The sequence below is a fragment of the Pseudoalteromonas sp. MMG033 genome, from assembly GCF_057197785.1.
In genome coordinates this window covers 1,145,762-1,171,239 of the sequence record NZ_CM170070.1, presented here as the reverse complement: position 1 = coordinate 1,171,239, position 25,478 = coordinate 1,145,762, and the positions used below count along the sequence as shown (strand labels likewise).

The window sequence follows — 25,478 nt, the reverse complement described above, 5'->3', positions numbered from 1 at the left end:
ATATTTATGCACTTATTGTTTAAGCCTTATTTTTGTCAGAATAAATGACACAAACGCGCTAAATTTTTTTTGTATGGCTTCGTCTGCCCATGAGTAAATCAGCATTTTTATCTCGACTAGGATAAGGGAGTCAAACGGCGTATGAAGCAATATTCTATGATTGCAAAAGCGGTGTGTATTGGACTACTAGCAAGTAGTTCTTCAGTAGTATTAGCAGACGATGCTAAATTAGATATGGAACGAATTGAGGTGGTTGGCAAACACCACCGCGATGTAGGGGCAACCGGACTGCCACTTGCAATCGGCGATACGCCGCAGTCAATCTCTGTGATTGACCGTGAGTTCATGGACTTCCATGATATTAACTCAATCGGTGATGCCCTCACTCACAGTGCTGGTGTGTACTCTGAAACGTCGCTAGACAGTCGTGAGCGATTTGTTTTCGCACGTGGTTTTGAAATGAACCGTTTCTTGATTGATGGCATGGGTAGCGCGGCGCGTCCTAACCAAGCAACGATGCTAGACACAAGTATCTTTGAAACGGTGGAAGTTATCCGCGGCTCAACAGGTATGCTGCAAGAAATTGGTCGACCTTCTGGTACTGTGAACCTAGTGCAAAAGCGTGCATATAATGGCACCGGTGGATATGTCACGGCAGAGTATGGTTCGTGGAACAAGATGCGCGGTGAAGCAGATTTTAATACTACATTGACTGATAGCGGTTCAGTGCGTGCCCGTGCGGTTGTTGCATTAGAAGATACAGACTCATTTGTTGAACGCTACAATGCTGATCGTAAGGTATTTTATACAACGTTAAGTGCAGATATCACAGATGCATTGCAGGTATCTGTTTTTGCGAGTTATCAAGATGACGGCCAGACTGCTAAATCAGATGGTTTGCCACTACATTTTTCTAATAATGATCCGATTGAGATTGGTATTGAAGCCAATATTTATCCTGATTGGGGTACTCAAGATTCGAAGCAAGATAGTTTGATGGGTGAGCTACGCTATCAGATCAATAGTGACTGGTCTGTCGTGGCTAAGCTGCATCAATCAACAACTGATGAAAATAAAGTTTATACTGGTCTAGATTGGCATCCGGCACCAAATGGTGACTATGCAATATTTACTAATGTCAAAGATGCTGATTATGAATCAGACCGAGCCGAGCTTGGCGTCAATGGCCAGTTTGATTTATTTGGCCAAACGCACACATTGAATGTAACTGTCGCGGATACAAATTTTGAAGAGTTGAACTATCAATATAATCCGCTTTCACGAGTTGCTGGTAATTTAGCGGCAGAGCACAGAGATGAATCGCCAGAGCCCAAGCCTGCAAAGCCGGATTACGACTATGATAACCCAATACTACGTACTGCTGATATCGGTTCACGCAGCGCGCGTGCGGCGTTGAATTTACAGGTATTAGATAATGTTAACGTGTTGCTGGGTGCAAACCATAAAGATGTTACATCATATAGTAATATCGTAGGTACTATCACCGATAAAGAGTTTTCTGATACCAGCCTTTACTATGGTGGTGTGTACAAGGTAAATGAACAAGTAACAGTTTATGCGAGTTATACAGATATTTTTGACCAACCTGGATATTACGACAAAGCAGGTAAGTTATTAGATCCAGTCAGAGGTGAAAACCAAGAAGTTGGCTTTAGATTTGCTAACAGTGAAAACACCCTAAGTGTAGATGTTGCCTATTTTAACATTGTTCAAGAAAACTTCCCGGTTGTAGCAGGTCAAGATGCAAATCAAAACCTTTACTATGTTGGTGAAAGCGGTATCGAGTCAGAAGGTTACGAAGTTGAAGTATCTGGTTACTTCACTGAACAGTGGTTTGCGTCACTGTCATTCTCGGATACGGATGTGACCACGCCAAATGAAAGTGAAGGCCGTTCTACTCGCGTTGTACCAGAGAACATGGCAAGCTTCAGCACTTTTTATGAATTTGATTCGCTAAGAGTTGGTGGATATATCAATTATGCTGGTGAGCGCGAAGGCTTTACAGGTTTTGGCCCTGTTTACGATTACGTACCAGTTGATTCAAACGTCTTAGCAGGTTTCTCAGCATATTATGAGTTCAATGAATCATTGAGTGCAAAATTCAATATTCATAACCTATTTGACAAAGAGTACGATGCGAAAATTGCCTTTATTTCGGTTCGCCCGGGCGACCCTCGCAACTTCTCTGCGCAAGTAACTTATACATTCTAATACGCGATACGAAGTGCCTACGGGCACTTTGCAGTGTATATTCGCAGCACAAAGCCTCACTCATGTGGGGCTTTTTTGTGGGCAATGGTCACAAGAGGGCGGTGGTAATGAGTATACAGTGTGAATCTAAACTAAGGCTACGCGATGAGAAAAATTGAGAAAAAAGCCACCCGCTAAGGATAGGTGGCTTTGGTGTGTGTGGTCAAAAAGTGGCGCCACCATCAATGGTGAGTATTTGCATAGTGGTGTGCGAAGATAGCTTGGATGCGACGAACACCGCGCTGTTGGCAATTTCTTCAGGGGTCGCGATTTTTTGTAGTGGAATACCGAGTTTATATTGCTCAGCAAAGCCTTCTATCACGCGTTGTGCACCCTTATCATCTTGCCACATGCCTGTTTGCATGGGGGTCAATGTTGAGCCAGGTGCGATGACATTACAGCGTATCCCGTAGTTTGCCAGCTCAATGCCCGCGGTAAGCGTCAGTTGCGTGGCAGCTGCCTTTGATGCGCAGTAAGCCCCCATGTGTTGTCTGGGCGTGTTCGCAGCGTTGGAGCCAATGGTCACAATACTGCCTTGATGCGTGTGTTTAAAATGCTGAGCGCATTGCTGAATAAACACAAACAGGCTGGTTGCATTGACGTTCTGACAGTGTTGCCACTGGGTGAGGCTGAGCTCATCAAGTCCGCCCATTTCAAGCACACCGGCAACATACACAAGATTATAGGGGGCTAACCCATGCTGGATGAGTTCATCCAAGGTTTGAGCAAGCTGCTCAGGCTTAGACAGGTCACAGTGAACTTGCTTATACAGCATGCTGGTATCGCTAAATTGGCGATCAAATCCAATGACTTTGGCACCTAGTGCGGCAAACTGCTTGGCGACAGCCAGACCAATACCTTGTCCAACGCCTGTCACCCACACAATCTGCTGGTTGTACTCTGAAGTGAGTGCATGTTGAAAATCCATCTATGAGACCTCTAAGTTACACTGACTAAGTTGTTCGCATAGGGATTTGAGTGACAGTTTTGGTTGAGTCGCCCACAGGTGTGCAGCATTAAATATGCGGGTTTGGATGCTTTTGACAGCGTCGTTGTCGTAACGCGCAACATTGCTGTCAAAATCTACCGTTGCCGGTGTATCGCCCAGTAAATGGATCTGCAACATAATATCGTCCGTAGTCCCTGCACTTAGTATGTGGCTGCACGTTTCTATGCCGGCATATTTAGGGGTGCTGGCAAATGGCAATAAATTAATCGTGGGGCCAATAATATTTAAAGATTTACCCTGCTTTTGTCGATCCCGTTTGAGCGATTCAACGCGGTAGCTCTGCACTTTTTTTAACGCTTTAATTTGCTGGTTGATGTGCTGTGCCACAGTCGTTAAATCATTTTCATCATTAAGCGTCAATGGTAGAGGTAAGACATTGCTTTGCACACATGGACTGCTTAGCTCGCTAATAGCTTGGCGGTTCATCATCACTAATCCCAGCGTAACGTGATTTTGCTGATGCTGCTCAACCAAAGTCGCAGCAATGGCCGCAAGCAGTATTTCACTGCTGGTTGTGTTGGTCACCTGTGCCGCAGATTGGATTGTATGCCAGACAGATTGTGAGAACGTGTTTGTCAGACGGTGATTCGGCTCAGAGACATCCGTTTTTTCTGTGCTGTAAGAGTAGACATTGTCTGCGTTGTCCAGCCATTGATTGAGGGTCTCTCGCGCCTTCTGTTGCTGCGTTTTATACGCTTCACTTTGCTGTAATTCGAGCAGGGTTTGTTGCCCAGTGAAGCGTAGGTTTGGCAGTGGTTTGCCTTTACTCAGTGCATTGTAGCAACGGTTTAGTGACTGTGAGAATAAACCAAAGCCATAGCCATCTAACAGCAGATGATGTGCCACGATCAGCAAGTAATCTTGCTGTGGACCGCGCAGCAAAAATAACTTCATTAATGCTTCTTGGCTAAGGTCAAACGGCTCAGCTAAATGCGGTTTGGCAAACTGCTGAGCAAAAGAGAGCACATCTTCTGGGTCTTGTGCAATATCTTGGCAGAGGATAGTGGGTGCTGTATTGTCATGGTGAAGCTGAGGCGTATAACTGGCATCGCTGACAAAGCGGCAAGAAAGCATATCGCTTGCTTGCCAAACATGTTGCAATGCGTGTTGCAGCCAATTTGCCGAGATCTTACCTTTAAACTCTAAGCACTCGGCAACATTAAAAAGCTCCCCCCGACCACTGATGGTATGCAGCAACCACATGGCATGCTGCGAGTCAGTAAGTGGAAGAGGATACGTCATTAGTCTTCCTTGCGTTCTTCAAGTAGTTCAACCCAAGCGGCTAGAGTTGGGATCTGTGCCAGCTCAATAAAGTTGGTCTCAATACCTTGCTGTTGCCACAACGAGATGAGATTCATCACCTGCACGGAATCTAAGCCATAGTCGATCAGACTTTCATGTTCGTCAAACTCATCTTCTTCGCAGTCAATCAGCGTTAAAATATGGGCTTTCAATCCCTCTAGCGAAGTCAGATCTTGAGTCTGAGTTCCTAAAATCTCTGACATGGATACCACTTTACCGCAGCGCTTTGCGACAAAATCCAGCGCCATCATGTGCTCTTCTTTAGTGAAGTCCGCGATGGCATCGGCCACCAAGAATGGTTCAATATCGCGCATAAAGGCATCTACCGCGGTCGTCATAACGCCAATGTGGCCATAGATCCCGACAATGAGTAACTGATCGCGTTGCTTGTCACGTAATTGCTGTTCAAAATCACATTTTTGGAATGCACTGTAACGCCACTTGGTGAGCACCACATCTTTGTCGGTTGGTGCTAGCGCATCAACGATAGGTTGCTGTGCTGGATCCTGTAAGCCCGCGCCCCACATGTCAGATAATAGACCGCGTTCATGTTTGCCTTGCTTGATTGGCTGAGCGGTATAGTACACAGGAATATCATGCTCGTAGCAGTGTGCTTTAAGTGCTTGAATATTCTGGATCATGGTGTCGATCAATGGATTGTCATCGCCATAAAAGCCAACAAAATAATGTTGTACATCATGGATCAATAAAGCTGCGCGATTGGGATCTATGTCCCAATCCACTCGATTTTCAGGTAATTCTGCATCGCGTGGTAACGGGTAGTGATTTAACTTTGGAATGCTCATGGTGCTCTCTGTTATTCGAATGTGGCGCGCAAGGCTTTTTTATCGACTTTGCCTACGGCGGTTAACGGTAGTTGGGTTACGAACTTAAATTTATCGGGTACTTTGTAATCGGCAATGCCGAGTTGGCGCAGATATTTGCGCAGAATAAGCGTCGTCAATTTGATGCCTTGATCTGCTACTACAAAAGCGCAGCTCTTTTCACCTAGCGTGTCATCTGGCATGGATACAATGGCTACTTGCTGAATATTTTGATGGCCAAGTAAGTGATTTTCGACTTCTTCCGCTGCGATTTTTTCGCCGCCTCGGTTGATTTGATCTTTATCTCTCCCTTCGACAATTAAATGACCTGAGGGCAGCTGTTTGACAATATCACCTGAGCTGTAGAAGCCATCGTTGTCAAAGGCAGAGGCATTATGTGTGGGTGACTTGTAATACCCTCTAAATGTGTAAGGGCCCCGTGTCATGAGTCGTCCAGACTCACCTTGGGGGACATTGTTGCCATGCTCGTCGACAATTTTTATTTCATCATGCTCACTGATCGGACGCCCTTGTGTGGTTAAGATCAGTTCAGGATCGTCATCATAGCGGGTGTAATTTACGAGCCCTTCAGCCATACCAAATACTTGCTGAAGCTGACAGCCTAAAATGGGAGTGACTTGCTCCGCTACACTGCGACTGAGTTTGGCGCCGCCAACTTGGATCACTTTTAAACTAGTCAGATCATGTTGGCTGGCTGATGCATGCTGTAACCATAATTGCAGGGCAGGTGGCACAAGCGCAGTGTGCGTGATGGCATAGTGCTCAATCAGGCTAAAGCACACAGCTGGGCTTGGATCGCTGGCTAAGATCACCGTGCCGCCAGCAATAAACACACCTAACGCCCCCGGTGAGCTTAATGGAAAGTTATGTGGTGCAGGTAGGGCGCACAAATAGCGTGTCTCTCCATCTAGCTTGCAGATCTCTTTACTGGCAACCACAGAATATAGATAGTCATTATGGGTGCGCGGGATCAGTTTGGGTGTGCCTGTACTGCCACCAGATAGCTGGAAAAATGCAACGTCTTCAGGGTTGAGATCAGGGGCTTCGAAAGCATGCTTATGCAAATAACCCTGCTTAAGTTCACTATTGCCTTTGCTGTGATCTGTGATGATCTTATTCAAACAAGCAAAGCGATTAAATAATTCATGCGTGAACTGCTCATCACCAAATAAAGCGTGTGCAGAGGAGACGATCATGGCTTTGGGCTGCAAAATCTCACAGTAACTTTGTAATTCTGTGCGCTGATGATTGAACAGAGCGCATACCGGGGCAACGCCCAGTTTGATCAAGGCAAAGTAAGTGATGTAGAACTCTATGCAGTTAGGCAGTTGCACGACAGCAGTATCACCTTTTTGCAATCCCTGTTGAGCGAGGTAGCCTGCAAGATTATCACTGTAAGTATTTAGCTCAATGTAACTAAGCTGGCGCTGACCATCCGCCACGGCAATGCCTTGGCTATTATTCTCAAGCTGATCAGATAAAATACTGGTCAGCGGTTTATCTTGCCAATAACCTTTGGCTCGGTACTGTTGAGCCAGCTCAGCTGGCCACGGAGTATATTCAATACGCATAATATTACTTGTTAAACTGAGTATAAGCTTGCTGAACAGACAATGCGTTCAGCATGGTTTTGAGTTTCGCCTCTGTCTCTAGCCATTCAGAGCTAGGATCAGAGGCGGCGACAATGCCAGCACCTGCGAATAATTTGGCAACATGTGCTTTGAGCTCTCCACATCGGATCACTACCACCCACTCACCATTACCGTGCTGATCGCACCAGCCGATGATCCCAGAGAAGAGGTCTCGACCATGACCTTCAAGATCCAGAATATGCTGATAAGCAGGCTTAGTGGGTTTGCCACACAGTGCGGGAGTAGGGTGCAATTGATTGGCAAGATCTAAAATATGGGTGGTGGGATCTTTTAAATGGCCTGAGATCACCGTCGATAAATGCCACATGGTGGCGGTGTGCAGCAATGAGGGCTCTGCTGGGATCGATAAGTTGTCGCACACAGGCTCCAATAATTGACGCATGTCATCAATCACGACGGCGTGCTCGTACCTGTCTTTCTTAGAATTAAATAACGCTGAGCGTCGCTGTGCTTCGACTTTGCTGCACGGATCTCTTGGGATAGATCCTGCTAATGGGTTACTGGTTACCGTTTCATCTTGTTTTCTAAGTAGTAGTTCAGGGCTGACGCCCATCAGCACAGAGTCATGTTCCGTTGGAAATGCAAAGTGATAACCTGACTGGCTTTGTGTCAGTAATTGATTTAACACATGTTTGCCATTGATAGGGTGTTCGAAGCCGAGCTCAACCTGTTTGCTGAGTACGATTTTTTCTAGCAGACCTTTGTCAAACAGGTGCTTTGCTTCTGATACGGTTTGCTCAAAGTGTGCCCTGTCTTGAAGGTACCGGATCTCGGTAAGCTTATTTTCTTGATGATTGCTATCAGTAGTTTGGGTATTTAGCCACTGACTGAATACGCTTTTATCCCATTTGGCAACTTGCTTGGGAATGATGAACTGTGCTGTTTGATATTTGCAAAAAGGCAGAACGCCAAAGGCAATCACGTTCTCGCTGTCGTCTTGGTTTGCTTGTAATTGTGCTTTTAGCTCATTGACTAAATAGTCTGTGTTGGCGATGGGGAGATTAAAACGATGTTTAATGCCATGGCCAAGCAAACAGCTTTCACCGGAAACAAATAGACAATCTTGATCTAGGTGGAACTCACCCAAAGACTGAGCCTGCGCTAAGTTAGATATTTCGCCTGCATGCATAATTAAACCTTTTTGCGTTGTCATTAAACTGCTGCCGATAAAGCGGTCAGCCGTGAATGTGTGTTAAAGACGTGTCAATCACAAAAAGATTTAGTGCTCTGGTGCATTGCGACCTGTGCCTGTCATTTGGGCAAGGTATATTGAAAATAAATTTTCTATTAAAAACGCTTTATGATCAGTAGGATAACTCTTAGGTACTGGTTTTGTCGACGAGCTGGTTTTTACAGATGATAGGAGGGAATATAAATCTGCTCTTTGCTGTGAATTTTTACGCTGGCTTGTCGTCCTGTATCTAGTCCTAATCTTGAATTAACAAAAGAGAAGTAACGTGCTTGCTAATCTAATTCGCGCCACCTGGTGGCGATTTATGGCAACAGCCATTACCAGTACTTTGTTTGGCTTAGCCAGTGTTGCCTTAGTTGCGCTGATCAATGAAATCATCAATAGCTCGCCTGATGCGCGCACTGAGCAGTTTACCTACTTTGCTATTTTGGCTGTGGTTGGCGTCGTATTACAGCTTTGTTCCAAAGTATTCGCAGAGCAACTGACTGAGCAAAGTCAGGCGACTGTGCGTAGTCAAGTGGCTGAGCATGTGGTGAATGCCGAGTTTAATGATGTTGAGGCGCAAGGCGCTGGTAAGATTAAATCTTGCTTAACCGAGCATAGCTTACGTGTGTCAGAGTTTTTCCAACGCCTACCGGGTATTTTGACCAACGCCATGATAGTACTTGGCAGCTTTGCGTATATGGCTTGGTTAGATTGGCGGGTGTTTATTTTTGCAGTACTTACTTTAATAGTGGGCTCAATTGGTTACAGCTTAGCTAATGCGACTGCGTTTAAAAAAGTCACCGAAGCTGCAAAGATTCAAGACGCTTTATACGATCAATTTGATTCTATTTACGATGGTGCAAAGGAACTCAAACTACATAAATCAAAGCGTCGTATTTTTGTTGAGCAGGTGATTGGTGACACGATTTCATTGTTGCGTAAACGTCGAGTGCAGGGGGCGACCATCTATCATTATGCGGCTTCTTGGGGCGGCTTTAGTATTTTTGCATTTATTGGTGGCACCTTGTATTTCCTTGCAGGTCAAAGCACGGATGAAACCAAGGTAATGTCGGGATTTGCACTGTTGTTTTTATACATGCTTACGCCGCTTGAAGTGATGCTAGCGGCGATCCCAAAAGCGGCCGCAGCCAAGGCCTCTGCTAATACGATCACTGAAATGAGGGCGCAGTTACGTTTAATTGCTCAGCAATCGTCATCGTCGCTCACTGAGTTTAAACAGATTGAACTAAAAGCGCTGAGTCACGGTTATTATCATGAGCAGAGTGACGAAGTGTTCGCACTGACACCAATTAACTTAACGTTAAATCGCGGTGAGATCATTTATCTGGTTGGTGGTAATGGCAGTGGTAAGACGACGTTTGCTAAGCTTCTGTGTGGATTATACCCTGCAAAAGAAGGTGACTTGTATGTGGATGGTAATCACGTCAATGATGCGCAGTTAGATGGTTATCGCCAATTATTTAGTGCTGTATTTAGTGATTTTCATCTCTTTGATAGGTTATTGGACTGTCAGGATAAGGTGCTACAAGAGAAAGGCAATAAGCTGATCGAAAAGCTGAATTTACACCATAAAGTGGCGATTAAAGACGGTGCATTTACCACCCAAAAGTTATCTCAAGGACAGCGTAAACGTCTTGCTCTGGTGGTGACTTATCTGGAAGACCGACCATTTTATATCTTTGATGAATGGGCTGCTGATCAAGATCCCGTGTTTAAGGATGTTTTTTATAAAGAGTTACTGCCTGAATTGAGTGCAAAGGGGAAGACCGTTTTTGTGATCACCCATGATGATAAATATTTCCACTTGGCAGATAGGCTACTGCGAATGGAAAATGGGTGTTTGACAGAAGCGAAAAGTGATCTGGCAAATCAATTGGCGATGTAAAAAGGCTTATAGAGTAAATAAAAACGATGCAATCGCATCGTTTTTATTTTCTGAGTCACTTAGCCGAGATGCACACACTCGGTGAGCACCATTTCATCGCTACTTTGGTAATACACAGTTATTTCGGTGCCAACAGGTAAAGTTGGGTGCAAACTGGCCGTTAAGGCAAAACGCAAGTGCTTAACATCGTGGTCAATGAGCTTTGCAGCATCAAAACCAAAGAATTTTTGCACCACGTTATACAGCGCCTTATAAATACTTTCTTTTGCAGAAAACACCAAAGTCAGTGGTTTTTGATGATCTTGCCCCAGTGCTGCAAAAGCCGTCGCTTCATCATCCCGTAAAATTTGGCTACGCAGCTCATTTTCTTGTTTATCAGACATCATATGTTCTATGTCAATGCCAAGGCCTAACACGTCCACTTTGTCTGTGGTGATTGCCATTGCGACCCCTTTGCTGTGAGTGATTGAGCCATTAACCCCTTCAGGCCAAATAGGCGCGCGACTTTCGGCGCTTTGTACCACATAATGAGGGCGTCCAAGTTGCTGTATTGCGTTGGCGGCACACACGCGCCCTGCAAGGTACTCGGCTTTTCGCTTTGCCACGGCACGGCCTAACTTACTGGGTAGAGGTTGGTTAAAATGCGCAAAGTCAGCGTCCTGATATCGCTCTGGACTAAATGCCATGCAGTGATAAGCAAAAGGCAATTGAGGTTGAAATGGTGACACGGGCATAATGTGCATGTAAGACTCCTTGGCTGAACCGCCTTAGTGTCTCTGATCACCTTCGTGGATGCAAGCTAGGTAACTGACAGATTAAACTCAGTTTTTACTAGTCTTCACTTTCATAGGCGATACAACTGGGGTACTGCAGCACAATAAATTGCGTGGTTTTTGGATAGTAAAGCACGCACTGCTTTTCGCGAAGTTGTAGTTCAAACGCGCTAATGGGGAGCGCTGATAATTCGGTATAGCTCATACCTGCCGTATTTTTAACGGCAGATTGACCATACGATAACAGCAGTTGTGGTGTGTGAGTAAAAACATCAATAGCGAGGGTTGGTGCACTCCCTCCTTTTAGTTTTACAATGGCATCACCGAGTTCTTGTAGTACAGTGGGGGTAACCTCTGTGAGCAGTGCTGGTTGTATGTTATTAGTATCATGGCTATTGCTACAGGCACTGATAAACAGTGCCGTTACAGTACTTATGAGCAGTTTTGCGTTCATCACTTATCCATTTTTATATCTGTATATATAGCACCGTGTTTAAGCGGCTGGAAAGGAACAGTAAATGGCGCAACGTCGTTCATAGTGTCTGGCGCTGTGGCTGTTTGCGAATAAGATGTACGCCCTTGACGCTCAGGGACAGGGCAGTTGCCTGTGGCGATATGATGCAGTGCCCCAGCAAATAGCCTTTCACTTTTATCACCCAGATCTTTACTAAAATCATCATCTAGACGACAGCCTGGTACTTGGGCATCAAGGCCTGTTTCGCCAATCACGCTGGCCTGTGGTGTAATGATGAAACCATCTTCGTAATCACCAAACCCTTTTGCGTTAGCGGATTTGTTTTGAATGGTATAGTACACTGTGCCGCAGTTCTGCTCAGGAACAAACCCAAACGGCTTACCTCGAGTGTCGTCACCAATTAAGATAACTTCAACATCGATACCACGCAGTGCGTTAATGACACTCTCACTGGCAGACGCTGTGTCACCAGTTGCGAGTATGTAAACACGCTCCATCTGCGGCGATGGAAGTTGGTCGTTATTAAATCTAAGCGTTGTCCAGTTAACAGACTGATTGATAAACTCAAGCGGCTCATTTTTACTACTTTGCTTATCATTATGAGTTTTGATAGAGAAGTTACGGCCATTGGACTGGCTGCCTGCTATCATGTAACTGAGCTGTGATGCTTGAATGACAATACCACCGCCATTGTAGCGCATATCCAAAATGAGCTCGTCGACATTTTCTTGGTTAAATTTTGCAAATCCGTCAATTAAGTCATCCTGTGCACTCGCAACAAATTGATTAAATTGCATATAACCAACTTGCTTGCCGTGATGCTCAAATATTTGGGTGTTTTTCACTGGCACAAGTTCGAGATTTTGTGCCGTCATCGTAATCACTTTTTCCTGCCCACTACGGTCGAGCAAAGTGAGTGTAACGACTTGATTTGGTTGCGGCGCAAAGGCGGTGAGAATTTGTTCTCTGTCTTCGTTTGTGAAAGTTAAAAAATCTATGTCGCCTACCTTAAGTAGTCTGTCACCGCGCTGCACACCGGCATCGGCGGCTGGGGTATTATCATTCACATAAGCCACATAAGCCATACGAGATTGTGGAATAGTCCATGAAAGGCCAAAACTTGCGGAGACGCCGTCTTGTGATTCTTTTTTATAGTCTTCATAACTTTCACTGAAATGAAATTGATCTTTGTCTTGACCACTGGCCGTTTTCTGGAATGTTTTTAATTGAGCAAAGTAAGCGGCAACGGTTGAGAAAGTATTTGGATCATTATCAATCACCTCGTCATACCAAAGATAGGTTTCATGACTAAATGAACGCAACCACATTTTTTCATGCATCATGGTGCCAGCAACATCAGGGTATGCGGTATTCTCAAATGGGTCAATGCCACTGCGAGGCGATTCACAGCGGTGTGCAAACTGCGAAGAGGGAGAAAATTGACCAGCTTGCCAAGTCGGTGCTGTGGTATCAGGCGTGGTTGGTGTGTTTACTGTGTTGGTACCACCAGAGCCGCCACAACCCGTCATTAGGGTTGATGTGAGTGCCATGCCAAATGCGAGGTATAACGTGTTATTGCTCAATCTCATATCTATTCCTAACTATTTACCACACTGCTCTAAATGACTAGACCTGAATTAACGTGTGATGCTTTCAGTTGCACTTGCAATATTAATATTAGAACCAAACTATCAATTGCGGCTTTGGATTACAATTTAATTGGCGCCTGTTACCAATTTAAATACACAGAGATGAAAATTTTTATGTTATTGGGCACGTTGATGCCCAATTTGGGACCAGGCCTCGAATAACTTTTGTTGTTTGTCGCTGATCGCCAAGCCATAGGTTTGCTGCATATAAAAATAGGCGTGTGCAATTTGCTTGCGGGCTGCTGGAGGGGGCTCAATAACGCGTTGCTTAAAATTAACCTTCACTGCGCAATTGCCATGTCTAAAGGGTGTATCTGGCAACATACCAAAACGATAGTTACTGCGATCCCCATTTATTTCCCCAATTGCAGGGGCCAAGTTATTAGGATCGGCCTCCATACGACGAAACAGGGCGTTGACTTTACGACAGTTGGCGCGACCTCCCTCCTGCCAACATTGCAGTTGATGGCCGAACTCCCATGCTGGCACTATGTGTTCCCATTCAATTCGGGTTGCACGGCTGTTGGGCTTGCCATTGCGTGTAATTGGTTTTCTTGGCTGATAACCGCATTCTTGTGTTATTGGGATGAGCTTTTTTCCCTGTTGGGTGATACCACATCCGCAATATAACGTCTTAGCTGTATCACTGAGCTGCGAAGAGAGATGTTTTTTTGTCTGATAGAAGCTGGTGAAAGTATCTGCCGCCGCTGGATGTGAGTAAAACAGTAAAAACAGCAAGCAACTTAATGGTACAAAGGGCATGTCTCTCACCTCAGGTGAACGTCGAAACTGCCCTTAGATTATCCTATTTTTCTGCTCAATTGTAGTTAGTTAGGTTGACGGCGTCTGCGTCGCCAAGGGGGCGATTGCAATAACAAGATAAACCCTGAAATACAAAACAGTACGCTGGTAGCAGAGAAAGAAATGAGCAGTGGGTTATTAAAGTCATCTCTTTCGTCATAGTCCATGATGTGCAGCATCCAAAAGAAATCAAAAATGCGCCATATTGTACTGCGCACAGTGATCACTTGACCGCTATCACCGTCAAGGTAGATAGTTGTGCTAACGCTGTCAGCAAAAACAACTTGCCAAATATCTTTTCGATATTGCACTTCTCTTGGCCCTTCTACCAACAATGTCGCGTGTGCAATTTGGGCCTCGCCTAGATAATGCGCTTTGGCCTGTTGTTCAATTGCCGTTTGGCTGGGTGCTTGAAACAATGCACCTGTTTTACCATCAAAATAAGCACTTGTATGACCATTTAATTTGATGATTGGGGTATCTAAAAAGTGTGTGTATTCAATGCTCTTAAGCCCTCCAACTTGTTGTTTTAGGCTGTCTAAGCTTGCGCTGTAATGCAATGCATTGAAAGGGTTGTCTAGCTGTCTATTGGCGAGGTGCTTGCCATGTACCATTTCTAACGGAATGGCACTCATTACAAGTCCACCAAGTAGCCAAGCAAATATTTGCAGAGCCAGTAAATAACCAAGGTATTTGTGTATTTTTCTGGCGGGTTTTAATGCGGTTTTGATCATTGCTCTGTTTTTTAGTCAAAATTGCTGATAGCTTATTGAAATTGGCGTAAAATCCACAGTGACAAATTGTCGCACCCAAAAGTATGACTTATTGTGTACATTGCAAATGTCTATGCTAGCGTGCAGACAGAGTATAAACATAGGGCCTAAGGTCCGCTCAAAGCAAGGTAACGCATTCGCAATGTCAGAAATCCAATTTTTAAATGTCGACTTAGAATTAGAATCCAAACATGACATCTCCGCTTTGGTTGCAGATTTGAAGCGCAATGCCGTTGTATTGCACTATGACAAAGATGAGTATCGTGAGCTTGCGCGTATTGAAGCCAGTGTTGAAGTGAGTAGTCCAAATAAAGCGATAAATCATCTTTGTGAACTCATTGAGTCATGTTCAAAAGCGGCGCTCAAGCAGTGGCTTAGTTGTAAAAAGCGTACATTTGATATTGGGTTTGTATCCGGTGAAGCACCAAAATGTTATTCACAAGCAATTGATGTAGATACTTTATTAAGGATCTCTGCGATTGGCGCAGGGATTGAAATTACCCTTTATCCTATCGAAAAATAACCCCTCTTTGCTACTGGGCCTCACCGTTCGAGGCCTGTTTGATCACTGCTTACCACATCCATGCTTACTTCCAACTACACTACAAAATTTTTTTAATATAATAAAATCAATTTCTTAGGTGATCTATCTATCATGGTGATGGCTTTTACGAGAGTTAATTTTAATGAGACCAAGCTCAATGCGGTTAATTATTATCCATAATGAATTATTGCTAAAAGATTTATTATCTCAGAATTCATAAAGCCAAAGTTTTATCCATAAAATTCATGCATATAGTAAAAAATTAAAATTTTACATGTTAATTCATTATTAATTTCTTGATAAATTAAGTGGGCTGTTTTAATGTGGCTATGCGAGTAAACACACTTTAATCGCTGCTTTTGAGTAAACACACGGATTATTTCAAGGAAATGTTATGCATAGGTTACTAAAATTAGCCTCAGTGACTATAGCTATGGCTTTAATGAGTGGAAAAACACTAGCACAAGCGCTTGATGCACAGTCAAGTTTAGAATCTTCGTTGCATTCAGTTGATAAGTTTAATACTGCAAGTTTTCAGGTCGCCGACATTAAACGCGTTGTTGCTAAAGCCGTTGCCCGAGATATTATCAGTCACGAGCAGGCTTGGTTAGGACAGTTAAATAGTTTCAATAAACTTAATCTCTCAAGAATGATGCTCTCCAGTAATGTGTCAGCACTTGGCTCACAGGCCAGTGGATTGACGCGTCAATTGAAAGGCTTACCAAGTGGCGGTGATCAGGTTTATCAAGTCCGTTTAGCCGATGAAGCCATGCTGGATGCTTGGCAACAAGGTCAGTCACCTCTAGTTGCATTTGCGCCTCGCGGTGAAGATACACAGTGGCTACATGTAGAAGCTTTTGATAAACATGGCCAGCTCCATTTACTCGATGCGACACGATTACCACAGCAGCCAGTATTGGTGGTTGAACTTGATAAGCAAATCGTTCACAAGGCGGGGATTGCGGTAATGCGTGAGGTGTTTACTCAGCACCAAGCCCAGCATTCTTCCGTGAATGGCACTGCGGTACTCAACTCATTACACGCTGATACAGCTATTTCTACTTCAGTGATCAATCGTATTCGGCTCAATGATGACAAAGAGCCTTGGATATCCGGAGCGGCAGAAGTCTATGCGATAGTTAATGGCGTCAGCCCAAGCAGAGATGAACCTGTGCTCGATGTTGTCGATTTGCCGTATCTAGATCATGATGGACAAGACTATACGCCGAACCAAATTTTAATTCATTGGGAACGTTATCGTTGGCAAGCGGCTGATGTTTTGCTGATGGAACACGACGATAATACTAACTACCAAGAATTGGCAGTGGCTTTTTTAGATGTGGTCACTCAAGCGATGAAATTGATCCCCAACCCCAAAGTGCAGGGCTATGCCATTATTCCTCAGTTAACCAATGAACTGATCAAAGCGATGCCGAGCCACTGGTTTAGCAATGATGATGACTATGTTGATGTGTTTTACACCCTATTTGAAAACCACAGGTACTCCAATTTAATGGGGGCCAGCAACAATGCCAAAATGACTTTATCTCCCTTAACGATAGAGCCTAGGTAAGTGCGCTTTTAAATCGCAGCGGTGGTGGAAGATCGATTCGATTTATAAGTTAGGAACACGGTTACCTTACCTACTTTAACACTCACGTAGACTCTGCGCTGAGTATGTTATGCGGCCTAATGGAATGGGCCGCTTTTTTCTTTTTTTATGTTTACCAAATTAGGTCGACAAATTCAGGGTGATCCACATAAGGGTTGCGATTGCCTTGATATTCATAGGCCGCTTGATTACGCGCGCGCTCTATCTCATCGACAGGATCCTGCTGATGCCAACGTTTAAGCATAGTAATCACCCAAGTTTCATAGACAAGCCCTGACGTACCATTGAGCACATCACTGCCGTAACTTGATTTGGTGTGCCAGCTGGCAATGACATTTTCATAGCGCGTCGCCATATAGAAATAAATTCGCGCAAAGTCACCTTTGAAAGTATCAATGGGCTCAAATACCGTACCGCTATAGCCAATGCCTGATGCGCTCCCGACTTTACTGCCATTAGAAGAGGTGTAGCTGGCATTGCCTACTTCACCAAATGGAAAGCTATTGCGCTTAGCATTTACATAGCCATCGGAGGCAACAATATGGTGTACGTCTGAGTTCATTGGCTCCACTTTGCCACCAAACCAACTTTTTGGGAAAGAGTGTTCACGGTTATAGCAGTCTCCTTCACCACGATAACTGCCACACTGATCGCCCACCGCAACAAAATTAATGGTATCAGAACTTGTTGGCCGCTCAGAATAACGATCAAGTACAGAGTTATCTTTTTCAAAATAGCGGTCGCGTTCATGTTGGTCGATGAAGGACCATAAAGCACCATAGCCTTGGTTGTTGTGGTTTTTAATGATGGCGTGTAGCTCTGACTTGAGGGCAAGACCAGTTAAGCCAGCGGTGGTCGCATAATAGCCTGTGGGGTCTTGGCCGTTGCCGCCGTCATTACCTAGGGTAAATTGCTTTTGTTCTTGGTTGGTAAATTGCCCACCAGATATCAGGATTTGACCATTATGGAAAAACTCGTAACGGCCATTGCCTTGTGAGCAGCAAATCCCATCACCGTAGCTATCTAAAATCGTGAAGGTATAGGTATCATCGGTTAAACACAGGGTCTCTGTGATGGTTTGATTATTACTGTAACCACTGCCATTTTTTATGACTTGTCCAGCTTTGTTTGTAAGTTGCCAGCTGGTTTCGCTCGCGTAGTTATCTGTTTTGAGTGTAAAGCTTACCGTATTGTGTTGGCAGTTTGCTGGTGGGGGAGGTGGTGGCGGTGTCGTTGCAGTGCCTGTGCTGTAGTTGTCGACATACACGACTTCGCTACCGTCAAACCCAGTGATATCGTAAAACCGCAAGCCAACTTCAATGTTTTTTGAAGTACTTGCCTTGTATTGATAGTTTATTTGTTGCCATTGAGCTGTTAGCTGTGGGTTTGAATATCCTCGATAACCATCAACATATAGACGGGCTTTCACTCCCCCTTCGGTGTGATAAACCCAGGTGCTGAAGTCATACGTTTGCCCTGCAACAACGGCAATGCTTTGGCGGAAATCTGTATTGCCTTGTGTTGCAGTATTAACGGTAATAGCGGCTGCTGTTTGTCCAGCTTGAACAGGCGTTGTGACTGGGGATGTTGTGATCCCAGAATCAATGGTAGACCAATTACTCGGTCTATCGTATTGCCATTGTTCAAAGTTTCCGTTATTGATTTGCGCTTGGCTTCCTGCACTAAAAATAGTAGCTAAAACAGCTGGTTGGTAATATTTTCTTATTGTCCTATAAATTTTCATTATGTTCTCTTATTGTGTTGGGCTGATAAAACACGGAAGAAGAACTGCACCCCCGTTAGTAAAATGTTAATAAAAAACAGATCAAAAAATAAACACTTCTTTTAATCTGTTTTCGTTGGTGTTTTTTTCTTTTCATAACTAAAAGGAATAACAAAGCAGATACTGTTCTTTTTGTTGAGGGATAGGAACAGTATCCTGCATGCTATTAAATGACCTGCACACTAAAGTGCCAGAGCAAGTAAATCGAAATGGGTTACGGGGAATAAACAATGTTGTTAAGTCAACTGAGTGCTGCGGCAAGTCCGCTTTCACAAGAACAACTGCAAAAGTTACAGGGGTTAGTGGCTGAACTAAACCCTATTCAACAAGCTTGGGTGAGTGGTTACTTGGCTGCAAATGCCAATACTGCGGCGCTTGGTGGCGTGCTTGGTCAAGCTGCGGCACCTGCGCAAGATGCTGCGCCATTAACTATCTTATATGGTTCGCAAACAGGCAATGCGAAGGGCGTTGCTGCTCAGCTAGAGGCACAGGCTAAATCACGTGGCCTAGATGCTAAGTTAGTGAACATGGCGGATTATAAGCCTGGCAACTTAAAGAAAGAAAAATTCATTGCTGTTGCTGTGTCAACGTACGGTGAAGGTGAGCCGCCAGAAGACGCTGAAAATCTACATGAGTTTTTAGTCGGCAAAAAAGCACCTAAATTAGATGGCGTTAAAATTGCGGTGCTAGGCTTGGGCGATTCAAGTTACGAATTCTTCTGTCAAACGGCCATTGATTTTGAAGAGCGTCTACAAAAGTTAGGTGCTGAAAGTGTCGTTGCACGTGCTGATTTAGACGTTGACTATGAAGAGCAAGCTGAGGCGTGGATTGCATCAGCACTGGATGCATTTGAGCCAGAACTCAAAGCGCAGCAAGCTGCTGGTGGCGCAACAAATGTTGTGAGTGCCCCGTTTGGTGCACCGCAAGCTGCACATAGCCAGTATACAAAGCAAAATCCATTTACCGCTGAAATTTCATCGGCGGTGAAAATCACCGGTCGTGATTCAACCAAAGATGTACGTCATATCGAAATTGATCTTGACGGCTCTGATATTAGCTATCAGCCAGGCGATGCATTAGGTGTGTATTTCTTAAATGATGAAACACTGGTTGATGAGGTACTTAGCACATTAAATATTGACCCTCAGAGCGAAGTAAAACTGGGTGATGACACCTTCAGTGTGCGCGATGCACTGATTGAAAAACTTGAACTGACTCAGTCATATCCTGGGTTTGTTGAAAAGTATGCGACGGCCACTGGGAATGAGGAATTGGCTAAGCTAGTAACAGACAAAGCAGCGCTGCGTGAATATTTAGAAGCGCGTCAAATCTTTGATGTTATCAAACAAAACCCAAGCGAGATTGCAGCGCAAACATTGGTTGAGTGTTGTCGCAAACAACAAGCGCGCTTGTACTCTATCGCGTCGAGCCAAGCTGAGGTGGAAGAAGAAGTTCATCTCACGGTTGGTTTAGTCGAATTTGAAGCATTTGGCGAGCAGCATTTTGGCGGTTGTTCTGGTTTCTTAGCGCATCGCGTTGAAGAGGGCACGAAAGTGAAGGTGTTCAGTGAGCACAATGATAACTTCCGTTTGCCAAGTGATGATAACACACCTGTGATCATGGTTGGTCCAGGTACAGGTATCGCGCCATTTAGAGCATTTTTACAAGAGCGTGATGCGCGAGAAGCTGAAGGAGACAATTGGTTGTTCTTCGGTAACCCGCACTTTACACAAGATTTCTTATACCAAGTAGAAATTCAAGGGTATGTGAAGTCAGGATTGCTAAGTCGAGTTGATTTAGCATTTAGCCGGGATCAGGCAGAAAAAATTTACGTTCAAGACCGCTTACGTGAAAAGGGCGAAGAAGTTTTTGCTTGGTTAGAAAAAGGAGCACATTTCTATGTGTGTGGCGATGCTACACGTATGGCCAAAGATGTGCATCAGGCGCTGTTAGACATCGTGAAAACCTATGGTGGCAAAGATGATGAACAGGCCGAGCAGTATTTGAAAGAGTTGCGTAGTGCTAACCGTTACCAAAAAGACGTCTACTAATAGACGTCATCACGCACTTTTACCGTCACTGTATAGAATTTAGGAAAAACCATGAGCAATCAAGATTTTAAGCCCAATAGTAAGCACGATCCTGAGGCGAAATTTGCTGATAACGAACGTTTAAAAACAGAAAGTCAGCACTTACGCGGTACCATTGAAACCGATTTAGGCGACCAACTAACTGGTGGCTTTACTAAAGATAACTTCCAGCTGATCCGTTTCCACGGTATGTATCAGCAGGATGACCGCGATATTCGTGCTGAGCGTACCAAGCAGAAGCTAGAGCCGTTGCACAACGTGATGTTACGTGCACGTATGCCTGGCGGTATTATTAAGCCTGAGCAGTGGCTTGCCATTGATAAGTTTGCAGAAGAGAAAACGTCTTACGGCAGTATTCGTCTGACAACACGTCAAACATTCCAGTTCCATGGAGTGTTAAAGCCGCATATCAAAGAAATGCACTTAACCTTGCATGATGTGGGTGTCGACTCAATTGCAACTGCGGGTGACGTAAACCGAAATGTATTGTGTACAACGAACCCAGTAGAGTCAGAGCTTCACCAAGAAGCGTATGAGTGGGCTGCGAAGATCTCGGAGCACTTACTGCCAAAAACACGTGCTTATTTAGAGATCTGGTTAAATGGCGAGCGCAAAGATTCAACAGAGCTAGAGCCAATTTTAGGGTCTACTTACTTGCCTCGTAAGTTTAAAACCACGGTCACTATCCCACCGAATAACGAAGTGGATGTGCACGCGAATGACTTGAACTTTGTTGCGATTGCTGAAGAAGGCAAGTTAGTTGGCTTCAACGTACTTGTTGGTGGTGGTCTTGCAATGACGCACGGTGATGTGAACACCTACCCGCGTCGAGCTGATGACTTTGGCTTTATTCCACTTGAGCATACGCTAGCAGTGGCAGAGCATGTTGTTGGTGTGCAGCGTGACTGGGGTAACCGCGTAAACCGTAAAAACGCAAAAACCAAATATACACTAGATGCATTTGGTATTGATGCGTTTAAAGAAGAAGTAGAAAAGCGTGCTGGCGTTAAGTTTGCTGAGAGTCGTCCATATGAATTTACTCACCGTGGCGATCGCTTCGGTTGGGTTGAAGGTATCGATGGTAAACACCATCTGACGTTATTCTTACAAAGTGGTCGTATACTTGATTACCCAGGCCAACCACTGAAAACAGGTTGTCGCAAGATTGCAGAGATCCACAAAGGTGATTTCCGCATGACTGCAAACCAAAACTTAATCATCGCGGGCGTGGCTGAAGAAGACAAAGCTGAAATAGAAAAAATTGCCCGTGAGCACGGCTTAATTGATGACACGCATACCGAACAGCGTAAGAGCTCAATGGCGTGTGTGGCACTTCCTACTTGTCCACTTGCGATGGCAGAAGCGGAACGTTACTTACCTGAGCTGATAGAAAAAACAGAAGCGCTATTAGCAAAACACAGCATTCCAAACGATGACATCATCATGCGTGTGGTGGGTTGTCCAAATGGCTGTGGCCGTGCGATGTTGGCGGAAGTGGGCTTTGTTGGTAAAGGTCCAGGTAAATACAATGTGTATCTTGGCGGTAACCGTGAAGGTACGCGTGTTCCTAAGCTTTATCTAGAAAACGTCAGTGAAGATGTTTACCTTCCTGCGCTAGATGAGTTGATAGGTCAGTGGGCTGCTGAGCGTCAAGCGCAAGAGTGCTTCGGTGATTTTGTGATCCGCAAAGGTATTGTTGCGGAAGTTAAAGTTTCAAAAACAGATTTCCACGCTTAATAATAAGGGCCCGATAGGGCCCCATAATAGGACAAGCTATGAGCGAATTTAAGCAAATATTAACCCTAGATAAAGCAACACAGCAGGCATTGCTTGCTGATGCGAATGGCATGCTGGCACAAAAAAGTGTCGAAGAGCGTGTTGCTTGGGCGCTTGAGAATCTGCCAGACACCCATATGCTGTCGTCAAGTTTTGGCATTCAAGCAGCGGTGATGCTGCACCTCGTATCACAGCAAAAAAATGATATTCCTGTGGTCTTAACTGACACCGGTTACCTATTCCCAGAAACTTATCAGTTTGTGGATGAGTTGACTGAAAGGCTGAAGTTAAACCTCAAAGTTTATCGCAGCGAATATAGTCCAGCTTGGCAAGAAGCTAAATTCGGTAAGCTGTGGGAGCAAGGTGAAGAAGGTATTAAACACTACAATACTTTGAATAAAGTTGAGCCAATGACACGTGCACTGCAAGAGTTGCAAGTTGGTACTTGGTTTAGTGGCCTTCGTCGTCAGCAATCTTCGACGCGCTCTGATAAGCAGATCCTAGAAATTAGCCGAGGTAGTGTAAAAGTTTACCCTATCATTGACTGGCATAACCGAGATGTTTATCAGTACTTAACTAAGCATGATTTACCTTATCACCCGCTTTGGGAGCAAGGGTACGTGTCTATGGGCGATGTGCATACGACACGTAAACTAGAGCCAGGTATGACGGAAGAGGAAACTCGCTTTTTTGGTCTTAACCGTGAATGTGGTTTACACATTGATGGTGATGGCATCTAAATGCTTTATGAGCCGCAGCATAGGTTGCGGCTTTTTTGTTGGCTTTTCAAAACCACGCAATTCTACCTGCCATTTTCAACTCATTTTCTATTGATAATTTTTTGCCCAATTGTCAAACTGTGCGCAATACCAAGCTATACTTTACAAGTGTGGCCTCAAGTGAAAAAGGAGTGCCGAAATGAAATCCGCAAGTTATATGTTAATTATGATGATGTTAGTTGGACTGGCGTCATTATTTATCATCAAGCGTCCTGACGGTAAACCCTATCTCAGTATCGATATGATTTTTGGCAAAGCACAGCAAGAAGCAAATGCGTTGTTCGATAAATCAAAGCGTGAGCTTAATGATGCGGTCAATAGTGCAAAAGGGATGATGGATGGTGAAGCGCCTAAAGCGTCACAGGCGACCATTTATAAATGGCAAGATGCGAAGGGAAACTGGCACTATTCAGATAGAGCAAACACCCGTGTTAATAGCCAAGTCCATACTTTGGACCCGACGAAAATAACCATTATGGCGGCCGAGAATACCGATATTTTGAAGGAAAAAGCACAGAATACAGACGGCTTAGAGGGTAAAAACGGTATTAATAGCATGAACCCCAGTGAGGTGAAAAAGCTGGTGCAAGATGCGCAAAATGTACAAAAGCTAATGGATCAAAGAGCGAAACAGCTTGATGATACATAAAATCAAAATGATGATAAAAAAGGCGACATAGATGTCGCCTTTTTTATGCAGCAATAAGCTGATCTGCGACAGATTGAGCCAGAGAGAGACTGGCTGTCAATCCAGGCGACTCAATGCCAAATAAATTAATAAGGCCAGGAATGCCGTGAATATGCCTATCTTCAATGATGAAATCTTGTGACCCTGTTGTTTGTAACTTAGGTCTTATTCCCGCGTAATCAATTTGCAATTTACTCTTTTCAACCTGCGGCCAGTAGCGCTGTATGGCTTGATAAAACTTATCTAAAGCGCTGTTATCTATTACGTAATCAATGGCGTCGATAAACTGAGTATCTGGTCCAAAGCGTAACTGGCCTGCTAGGTCAATGGTGGCGTGTATACCGAGTCCATGCTGCTCTGGCACAGGATAAATCAGGTGCTTAAATGGATGTGCCCCTTGGTAGCTAAAATATTGTCCGCGACAATAGTGAATAGGCGGTATCTTTGCACTGCTTAGCCCTTCAATTTTTGCCGCATTGTGCTGCGCAAATAGGCCGCCTGCGTTTATCAAGTGGGTGCAGCTGAGCGTGAAGGTTTGACCCTCACAATTGAGTGTTACCAAAAACCCCTGCTGTACTGGTGTGGCGCTGATAAATTGTGTATTTGTTACAAAGTGCCCTTGGTTTTGCTCCAGTTGACCTATCAAGGAGAGCATCAACTGATGACTGTCGATAATGCCGGTTGAGGGTGAAAAGAGCCCTTCTTTGGCTTTTATCTGCGGCGCTTTTTGTTGCAACTCTGTTTGGCTTAGCCAGTATAGGTCGTCTACACCATTTTTCTCGGCTTGCAATATGAGCTTTTCCAGAGTCTGTATTTCAGCATCGTTTTGCGCTGTGATGACCTTACCGAGCATTTTGACCGGCACGCCATAGTCTTTACAGTGCTGATAAAGTTGCGCTTTACCTGCGACACAATGGCGCGCTTTTGCACTGTCGGTGGGGTAATAAATACCAGCGTGGATCACTTCACTGTTACGACTGCTGGTGTGCTCTCCGAAATGTTTTCCTTGCTCAACCACGAAGACTTCTTGATGTTGGCTAAGCTTAGCAGCAATGGATAAACCGACGACACCAGCACCAATGATCAATGTATCAATATGGTCCATGATGTTTAGATACTTCGCTGCTTATCTGGACGCTCAATCACAGCAGCAGTCATACGTGACACACAGCATAACTCGCCTTTAGCATTGGTGATTTTCACCTCCCATACTGAGGTGCGTTTACCTAAATGCAGTGGCTTTGCTATGGCGCGCAATGTGCCGTTTCGAGAGGCTTTTAAATGATTGGCATTGATCTCTTGGCCGACACAGTAAAAGCGCTCAAAATCAACGACAAAGTTTGCCGCATAGCTAGCGACTGTCTCAGCTAAAGCAACATTGGCACCGCCATGCACCATACCGATTGGATTGTGGTGATGGACGGTCGCAGGCATGGTGGCCACTAAATAGTCATCGCCAATTTCATCGATTTCGATGCCAAGGGTGGCCATTAATGAGCCTTTACCGTGTAAGCCTTTATCTAGAGATTGGCAAAGTTCCTTGGTAATGGGTTTAAACCAAATGCTCATTGAT

At 44.5% G+C, this 25,478-nt stretch carries 21 protein-coding genes; 8 read left to right on the top strand and 13 right to left on the bottom strand.

What is annotated here, in order from left to right; all coding sequences use genetic code 11:
- The first annotated feature begins 141 nt into the window (after positions 1–141).
- Complete coding sequence (locus tag AC2CZC_RS05305) at positions 142–2,232, top strand: TonB-dependent siderophore receptor (RefSeq protein ID WP_484584072.1); 2,091 nt, start codon at positions 142–144, stop codon at positions 2,230–2,232.
- 202 nt (positions 2,233–2,434) lie between these two features.
- Here AC2CZC_RS05305 and dhbA read toward each other — a convergent pair whose 3' ends face one another.
- From dhbA to AC2CZC_RS05280, 5 genes are read right to left on the bottom strand one after another with little or no spacing between them, the layout of a single operon-like run.
- Entirely contained in the window at positions 2,435–3,199 is a 765-nt protein-coding gene (gene dhbA, locus AC2CZC_RS05300) for a 2,3-dihydro-2,3-dihydroxybenzoate dehydrogenase (protein WP_484584071.1), read from the bottom strand.
- Positions 3,200–4,522 carry a condensation domain-containing protein gene (locus AC2CZC_RS05295; RefSeq protein WP_484584070.1) on the bottom strand — a complete coding sequence of 441 codons (1,323 nt, stop codon included), beginning with the start codon at positions 4,520–4,522 and terminating at the stop codon, positions 3,200–3,202. It abuts the gene before it with no gap.
- Entirely contained in the window at positions 4,522–5,388 is an 867-nt protein-coding gene (locus AC2CZC_RS05290; RefSeq protein WP_484584069.1) for an isochorismatase family protein, read from the bottom strand. The genes AC2CZC_RS05295 and AC2CZC_RS05290 overlap by 1 nt, the downstream gene beginning before the upstream one ends.
- A gap of 11 nt (positions 5,389–5,399) precedes the next feature.
- Positions 5,400–6,998, bottom strand: a complete 1,599-nt coding sequence (locus AC2CZC_RS05285) for a (2,3-dihydroxybenzoyl)adenylate synthase (protein WP_484584068.1) — start codon at positions 6,996–6,998, stop codon at positions 5,400–5,402.
- 4 nt (positions 6,999–7,002) lie between these two features.
- A complete protein-coding gene (locus AC2CZC_RS05280) occupies positions 7,003–8,232 on the bottom strand; it encodes an isochorismate synthase (RefSeq protein ID WP_484584067.1) in 1,230 nt (409 codons plus the stop codon).
- A 304-nt stretch (positions 8,233–8,536) separates the two neighbouring features.
- On the opposite strand from AC2CZC_RS05280, the gene AC2CZC_RS05275 reads away from it, so the two are divergent.
- Positions 8,537–10,162 carry a cyclic peptide export ABC transporter gene (locus AC2CZC_RS05275; protein WP_484584066.1) on the top strand — a complete coding sequence of 542 codons (1,626 nt, stop codon included), beginning with the start codon at positions 8,537–8,539 and terminating at the stop codon, positions 10,160–10,162.
- A gap of 59 nt (positions 10,163–10,221) precedes the next feature.
- On the opposite strand, the gene AC2CZC_RS05270 is transcribed toward AC2CZC_RS05275, so the two are convergent.
- From AC2CZC_RS05270 to AC2CZC_RS05250, 5 genes are all read right to left on the bottom strand, one after another.
- Positions 10,222–10,905, bottom strand: coding sequence for a 4'-phosphopantetheinyl transferase family protein (locus AC2CZC_RS05270; protein ID WP_484584065.1), 684 nt, complete (start codon positions 10,903–10,905; stop codon positions 10,222–10,224).
- Positions 10,906–10,993: 88 nt separating this feature from the next.
- Positions 10,994–11,389 (bottom strand): hypothetical protein, encoded by a 396-nt coding sequence (locus AC2CZC_RS05265; protein ID WP_484584064.1) that lies wholly within the window; start codon positions 11,387–11,389, stop codon positions 10,994–10,996.
- Complete coding sequence (locus AC2CZC_RS05260; protein ID WP_484584063.1) at positions 11,389–12,999, bottom strand: S41 family peptidase; 1,611 nt, start codon at positions 12,997–12,999, stop codon at positions 11,389–11,391. Before AC2CZC_RS05260 ends, AC2CZC_RS05265 begins: the two co-directional genes overlap by 1 nt.
- A gap of 177 nt (positions 13,000–13,176) precedes the next feature.
- Positions 13,177–13,821 (bottom strand): endonuclease, encoded by a 645-nt coding sequence (locus AC2CZC_RS05255; protein ID WP_484584062.1) that lies wholly within the window; start codon positions 13,819–13,821, stop codon positions 13,177–13,179.
- A gap of 65 nt (positions 13,822–13,886) precedes the next feature.
- Complete coding sequence (locus AC2CZC_RS05250) at positions 13,887–14,594, bottom strand: hypothetical protein (RefSeq protein WP_484584061.1); 708 nt, start codon at positions 14,592–14,594, stop codon at positions 13,887–13,889.
- Between the two features lie 181 nt (positions 14,595–14,775).
- Here AC2CZC_RS05250 and AC2CZC_RS05245 point away from each other — a divergent pair, with 181 nt between their 5' ends.
- Both AC2CZC_RS05245 and AC2CZC_RS05240 read left to right on the top strand, forming a co-directional pair.
- Complete coding sequence (locus AC2CZC_RS05245; RefSeq protein ID WP_063361578.1) at positions 14,776–15,156, top strand: hypothetical protein; 381 nt, start codon at positions 14,776–14,778, stop codon at positions 15,154–15,156.
- Positions 15,157–15,571: 415 nt separating this feature from the next.
- The gene (locus tag AC2CZC_RS05240) at positions 15,572–16,750 is read left to right on the top strand and encodes a DUF3103 family protein (protein WP_484584060.1); all 1,179 of its coding nucleotides are present in this window, start codon (positions 15,572–15,574) and stop codon (positions 16,748–16,750) included.
- A gap of 151 nt (positions 16,751–16,901) precedes the next feature.
- Here AC2CZC_RS05240 and AC2CZC_RS05235 read toward each other — a convergent pair whose 3' ends face one another.
- Complete coding sequence (locus AC2CZC_RS05235; protein ID WP_484584059.1) at positions 16,902–18,533, bottom strand: HNH endonuclease signature motif containing protein; 1,632 nt, start codon at positions 18,531–18,533, stop codon at positions 16,902–16,904.
- A 269-nt stretch (positions 18,534–18,802) separates the two neighbouring features.
- On the opposite strand from AC2CZC_RS05235, the gene AC2CZC_RS05230 reads away from it, so the two are divergent.
- The 4 genes from AC2CZC_RS05230 (at position 18,803) to AC2CZC_RS05215 (ending at position 23,866) form a co-directional block, all read left to right on the top strand.
- Positions 18,803–20,623: an assimilatory sulfite reductase (NADPH) flavoprotein subunit gene (locus AC2CZC_RS05230; protein WP_484584058.1), complete on the top strand. Its 1,821-nt coding sequence runs from the start codon at positions 18,803–18,805 to the stop codon at positions 20,621–20,623.
- Between the two features lie 51 nt (positions 20,624–20,674).
- The gene (gene cysI / locus AC2CZC_RS05225; protein ID WP_484584057.1) at positions 20,675–22,399 is read left to right on the top strand and encodes an assimilatory sulfite reductase (NADPH) hemoprotein subunit; all 1,725 of its coding nucleotides are present in this window, start codon (positions 20,675–20,677) and stop codon (positions 22,397–22,399) included.
- A gap of 38 nt (positions 22,400–22,437) precedes the next feature.
- Positions 22,438–23,178, top strand: a complete 741-nt coding sequence (locus tag AC2CZC_RS05220; RefSeq protein ID WP_063361573.1) for a phosphoadenylyl-sulfate reductase — start codon at positions 22,438–22,440, stop codon at positions 23,176–23,178.
- 178 nt (positions 23,179–23,356) lie between these two features.
- Positions 23,357–23,866, top strand: coding sequence for a DUF4124 domain-containing protein (locus AC2CZC_RS05215; RefSeq protein WP_484584056.1), 510 nt, complete (start codon positions 23,357–23,359; stop codon positions 23,864–23,866).
- Positions 23,867–23,909: 43 nt separating this feature from the next.
- On the opposite strand, the gene AC2CZC_RS05210 is transcribed toward AC2CZC_RS05215, so the two are convergent.
- Positions 23,910–25,010 carry an NAD(P)/FAD-dependent oxidoreductase gene (locus AC2CZC_RS05210; protein WP_484584055.1) on the bottom strand — a complete coding sequence of 367 codons (1,101 nt, stop codon included), beginning with the start codon at positions 25,008–25,010 and terminating at the stop codon, positions 23,910–23,912.
- Positions 25,011–25,015: 5 nt separating this feature from the next.
- A complete protein-coding gene (locus AC2CZC_RS05205) occupies positions 25,016–25,474 on the bottom strand; it encodes a PaaI family thioesterase (RefSeq protein WP_484584054.1) in 459 nt (152 codons plus the stop codon).
- Between the last annotated feature and the right edge of the window lie 4 nt (positions 25,475–25,478).

Excerpts from the sequence above, each read along its gene's own strand:
- AC2CZC_RS05305 (WP_484584072.1), top strand. The coding sequence starts at position 142 with ATGAAGCAATATTCTATGATTGCAAAAGCGGTGTGTATTGGACTACTA.
- dhbA (WP_484584071.1), bottom strand. The coding sequence starts at position 3,199 with ATGGATTTTCAACATGCACTCACTTCAGAGTACAACCAGCAGATTGTG.
- AC2CZC_RS05295 (WP_484584070.1), bottom strand. The coding sequence starts at position 4,522 with ATGACGTATCCTCTTCCACTTACTGACTCGCAGCATGCCATGTGGTTG.
- AC2CZC_RS05290 (WP_484584069.1), bottom strand. The coding sequence starts at position 5,388 with ATGAGCATTCCAAAGTTAAATCACTACCCGTTACCACGCGATGCAGAA.
- AC2CZC_RS05285 (WP_484584068.1), bottom strand. The coding sequence starts at position 6,998 with ATGCGTATTGAATATACTCCGTGGCCAGCTGAGCTGGCTCAACAGTAC.
- AC2CZC_RS05280 (WP_484584067.1), bottom strand. The coding sequence starts at position 8,232 with ATGACAACGCAAAAAGGTTTAATTATGCATGCAGGCGAAATATCTAAC.
- AC2CZC_RS05270 (WP_484584065.1), bottom strand. The coding sequence starts at position 10,905 with ATGCACATTATGCCCGTGTCACCATTTCAACCTCAATTGCCTTTTGCT.
- AC2CZC_RS05265 (WP_484584064.1), bottom strand. The coding sequence starts at position 11,389 with ATGAACGCAAAACTGCTCATAAGTACTGTAACGGCACTGTTTATCAGT.
- AC2CZC_RS05260 (WP_484584063.1), bottom strand. The coding sequence starts at position 12,999 with ATGAGATTGAGCAATAACACGTTATACCTCGCATTTGGCATGGCACTC.
- AC2CZC_RS05255 (WP_484584062.1), bottom strand. The coding sequence starts at position 13,821 with ATGCCCTTTGTACCATTAAGTTGCTTGCTGTTTTTACTGTTTTACTCA.
- AC2CZC_RS05250 (WP_484584061.1), bottom strand. The coding sequence starts at position 14,594 with ATGATCAAAACCGCATTAAAACCCGCCAGAAAAATACACAAATACCTT.
- AC2CZC_RS05245 (WP_063361578.1), top strand. The coding sequence starts at position 14,776 with ATGTCAGAAATCCAATTTTTAAATGTCGACTTAGAATTAGAATCCAAA.
- AC2CZC_RS05240 (WP_484584060.1), top strand. The coding sequence starts at position 15,572 with ATGCATAGGTTACTAAAATTAGCCTCAGTGACTATAGCTATGGCTTTA.
- AC2CZC_RS05235 (WP_484584059.1), bottom strand. The coding sequence starts at position 18,533 with ATGAAAATTTATAGGACAATAAGAAAATATTACCAACCAGCTGTTTTA.
- AC2CZC_RS05230 (WP_484584058.1), top strand. The coding sequence starts at position 18,803 with ATGTTGTTAAGTCAACTGAGTGCTGCGGCAAGTCCGCTTTCACAAGAA.
- cysI (WP_484584057.1), top strand. The coding sequence starts at position 20,675 with ATGAGCAATCAAGATTTTAAGCCCAATAGTAAGCACGATCCTGAGGCG.
- AC2CZC_RS05220 (WP_063361573.1), top strand. The coding sequence starts at position 22,438 with ATGAGCGAATTTAAGCAAATATTAACCCTAGATAAAGCAACACAGCAG.
- AC2CZC_RS05215 (WP_484584056.1), top strand. The coding sequence starts at position 23,357 with ATGAAATCCGCAAGTTATATGTTAATTATGATGATGTTAGTTGGACTG.
- AC2CZC_RS05210 (WP_484584055.1), bottom strand. The coding sequence starts at position 25,010 with ATGGACCATATTGATACATTGATCATTGGTGCTGGTGTCGTCGGTTTA.
- AC2CZC_RS05205 (WP_484584054.1), bottom strand. The coding sequence starts at position 25,474 with ATGAGCATTTGGTTTAAACCCATTACCAAGGAACTTTGCCAATCTCTA.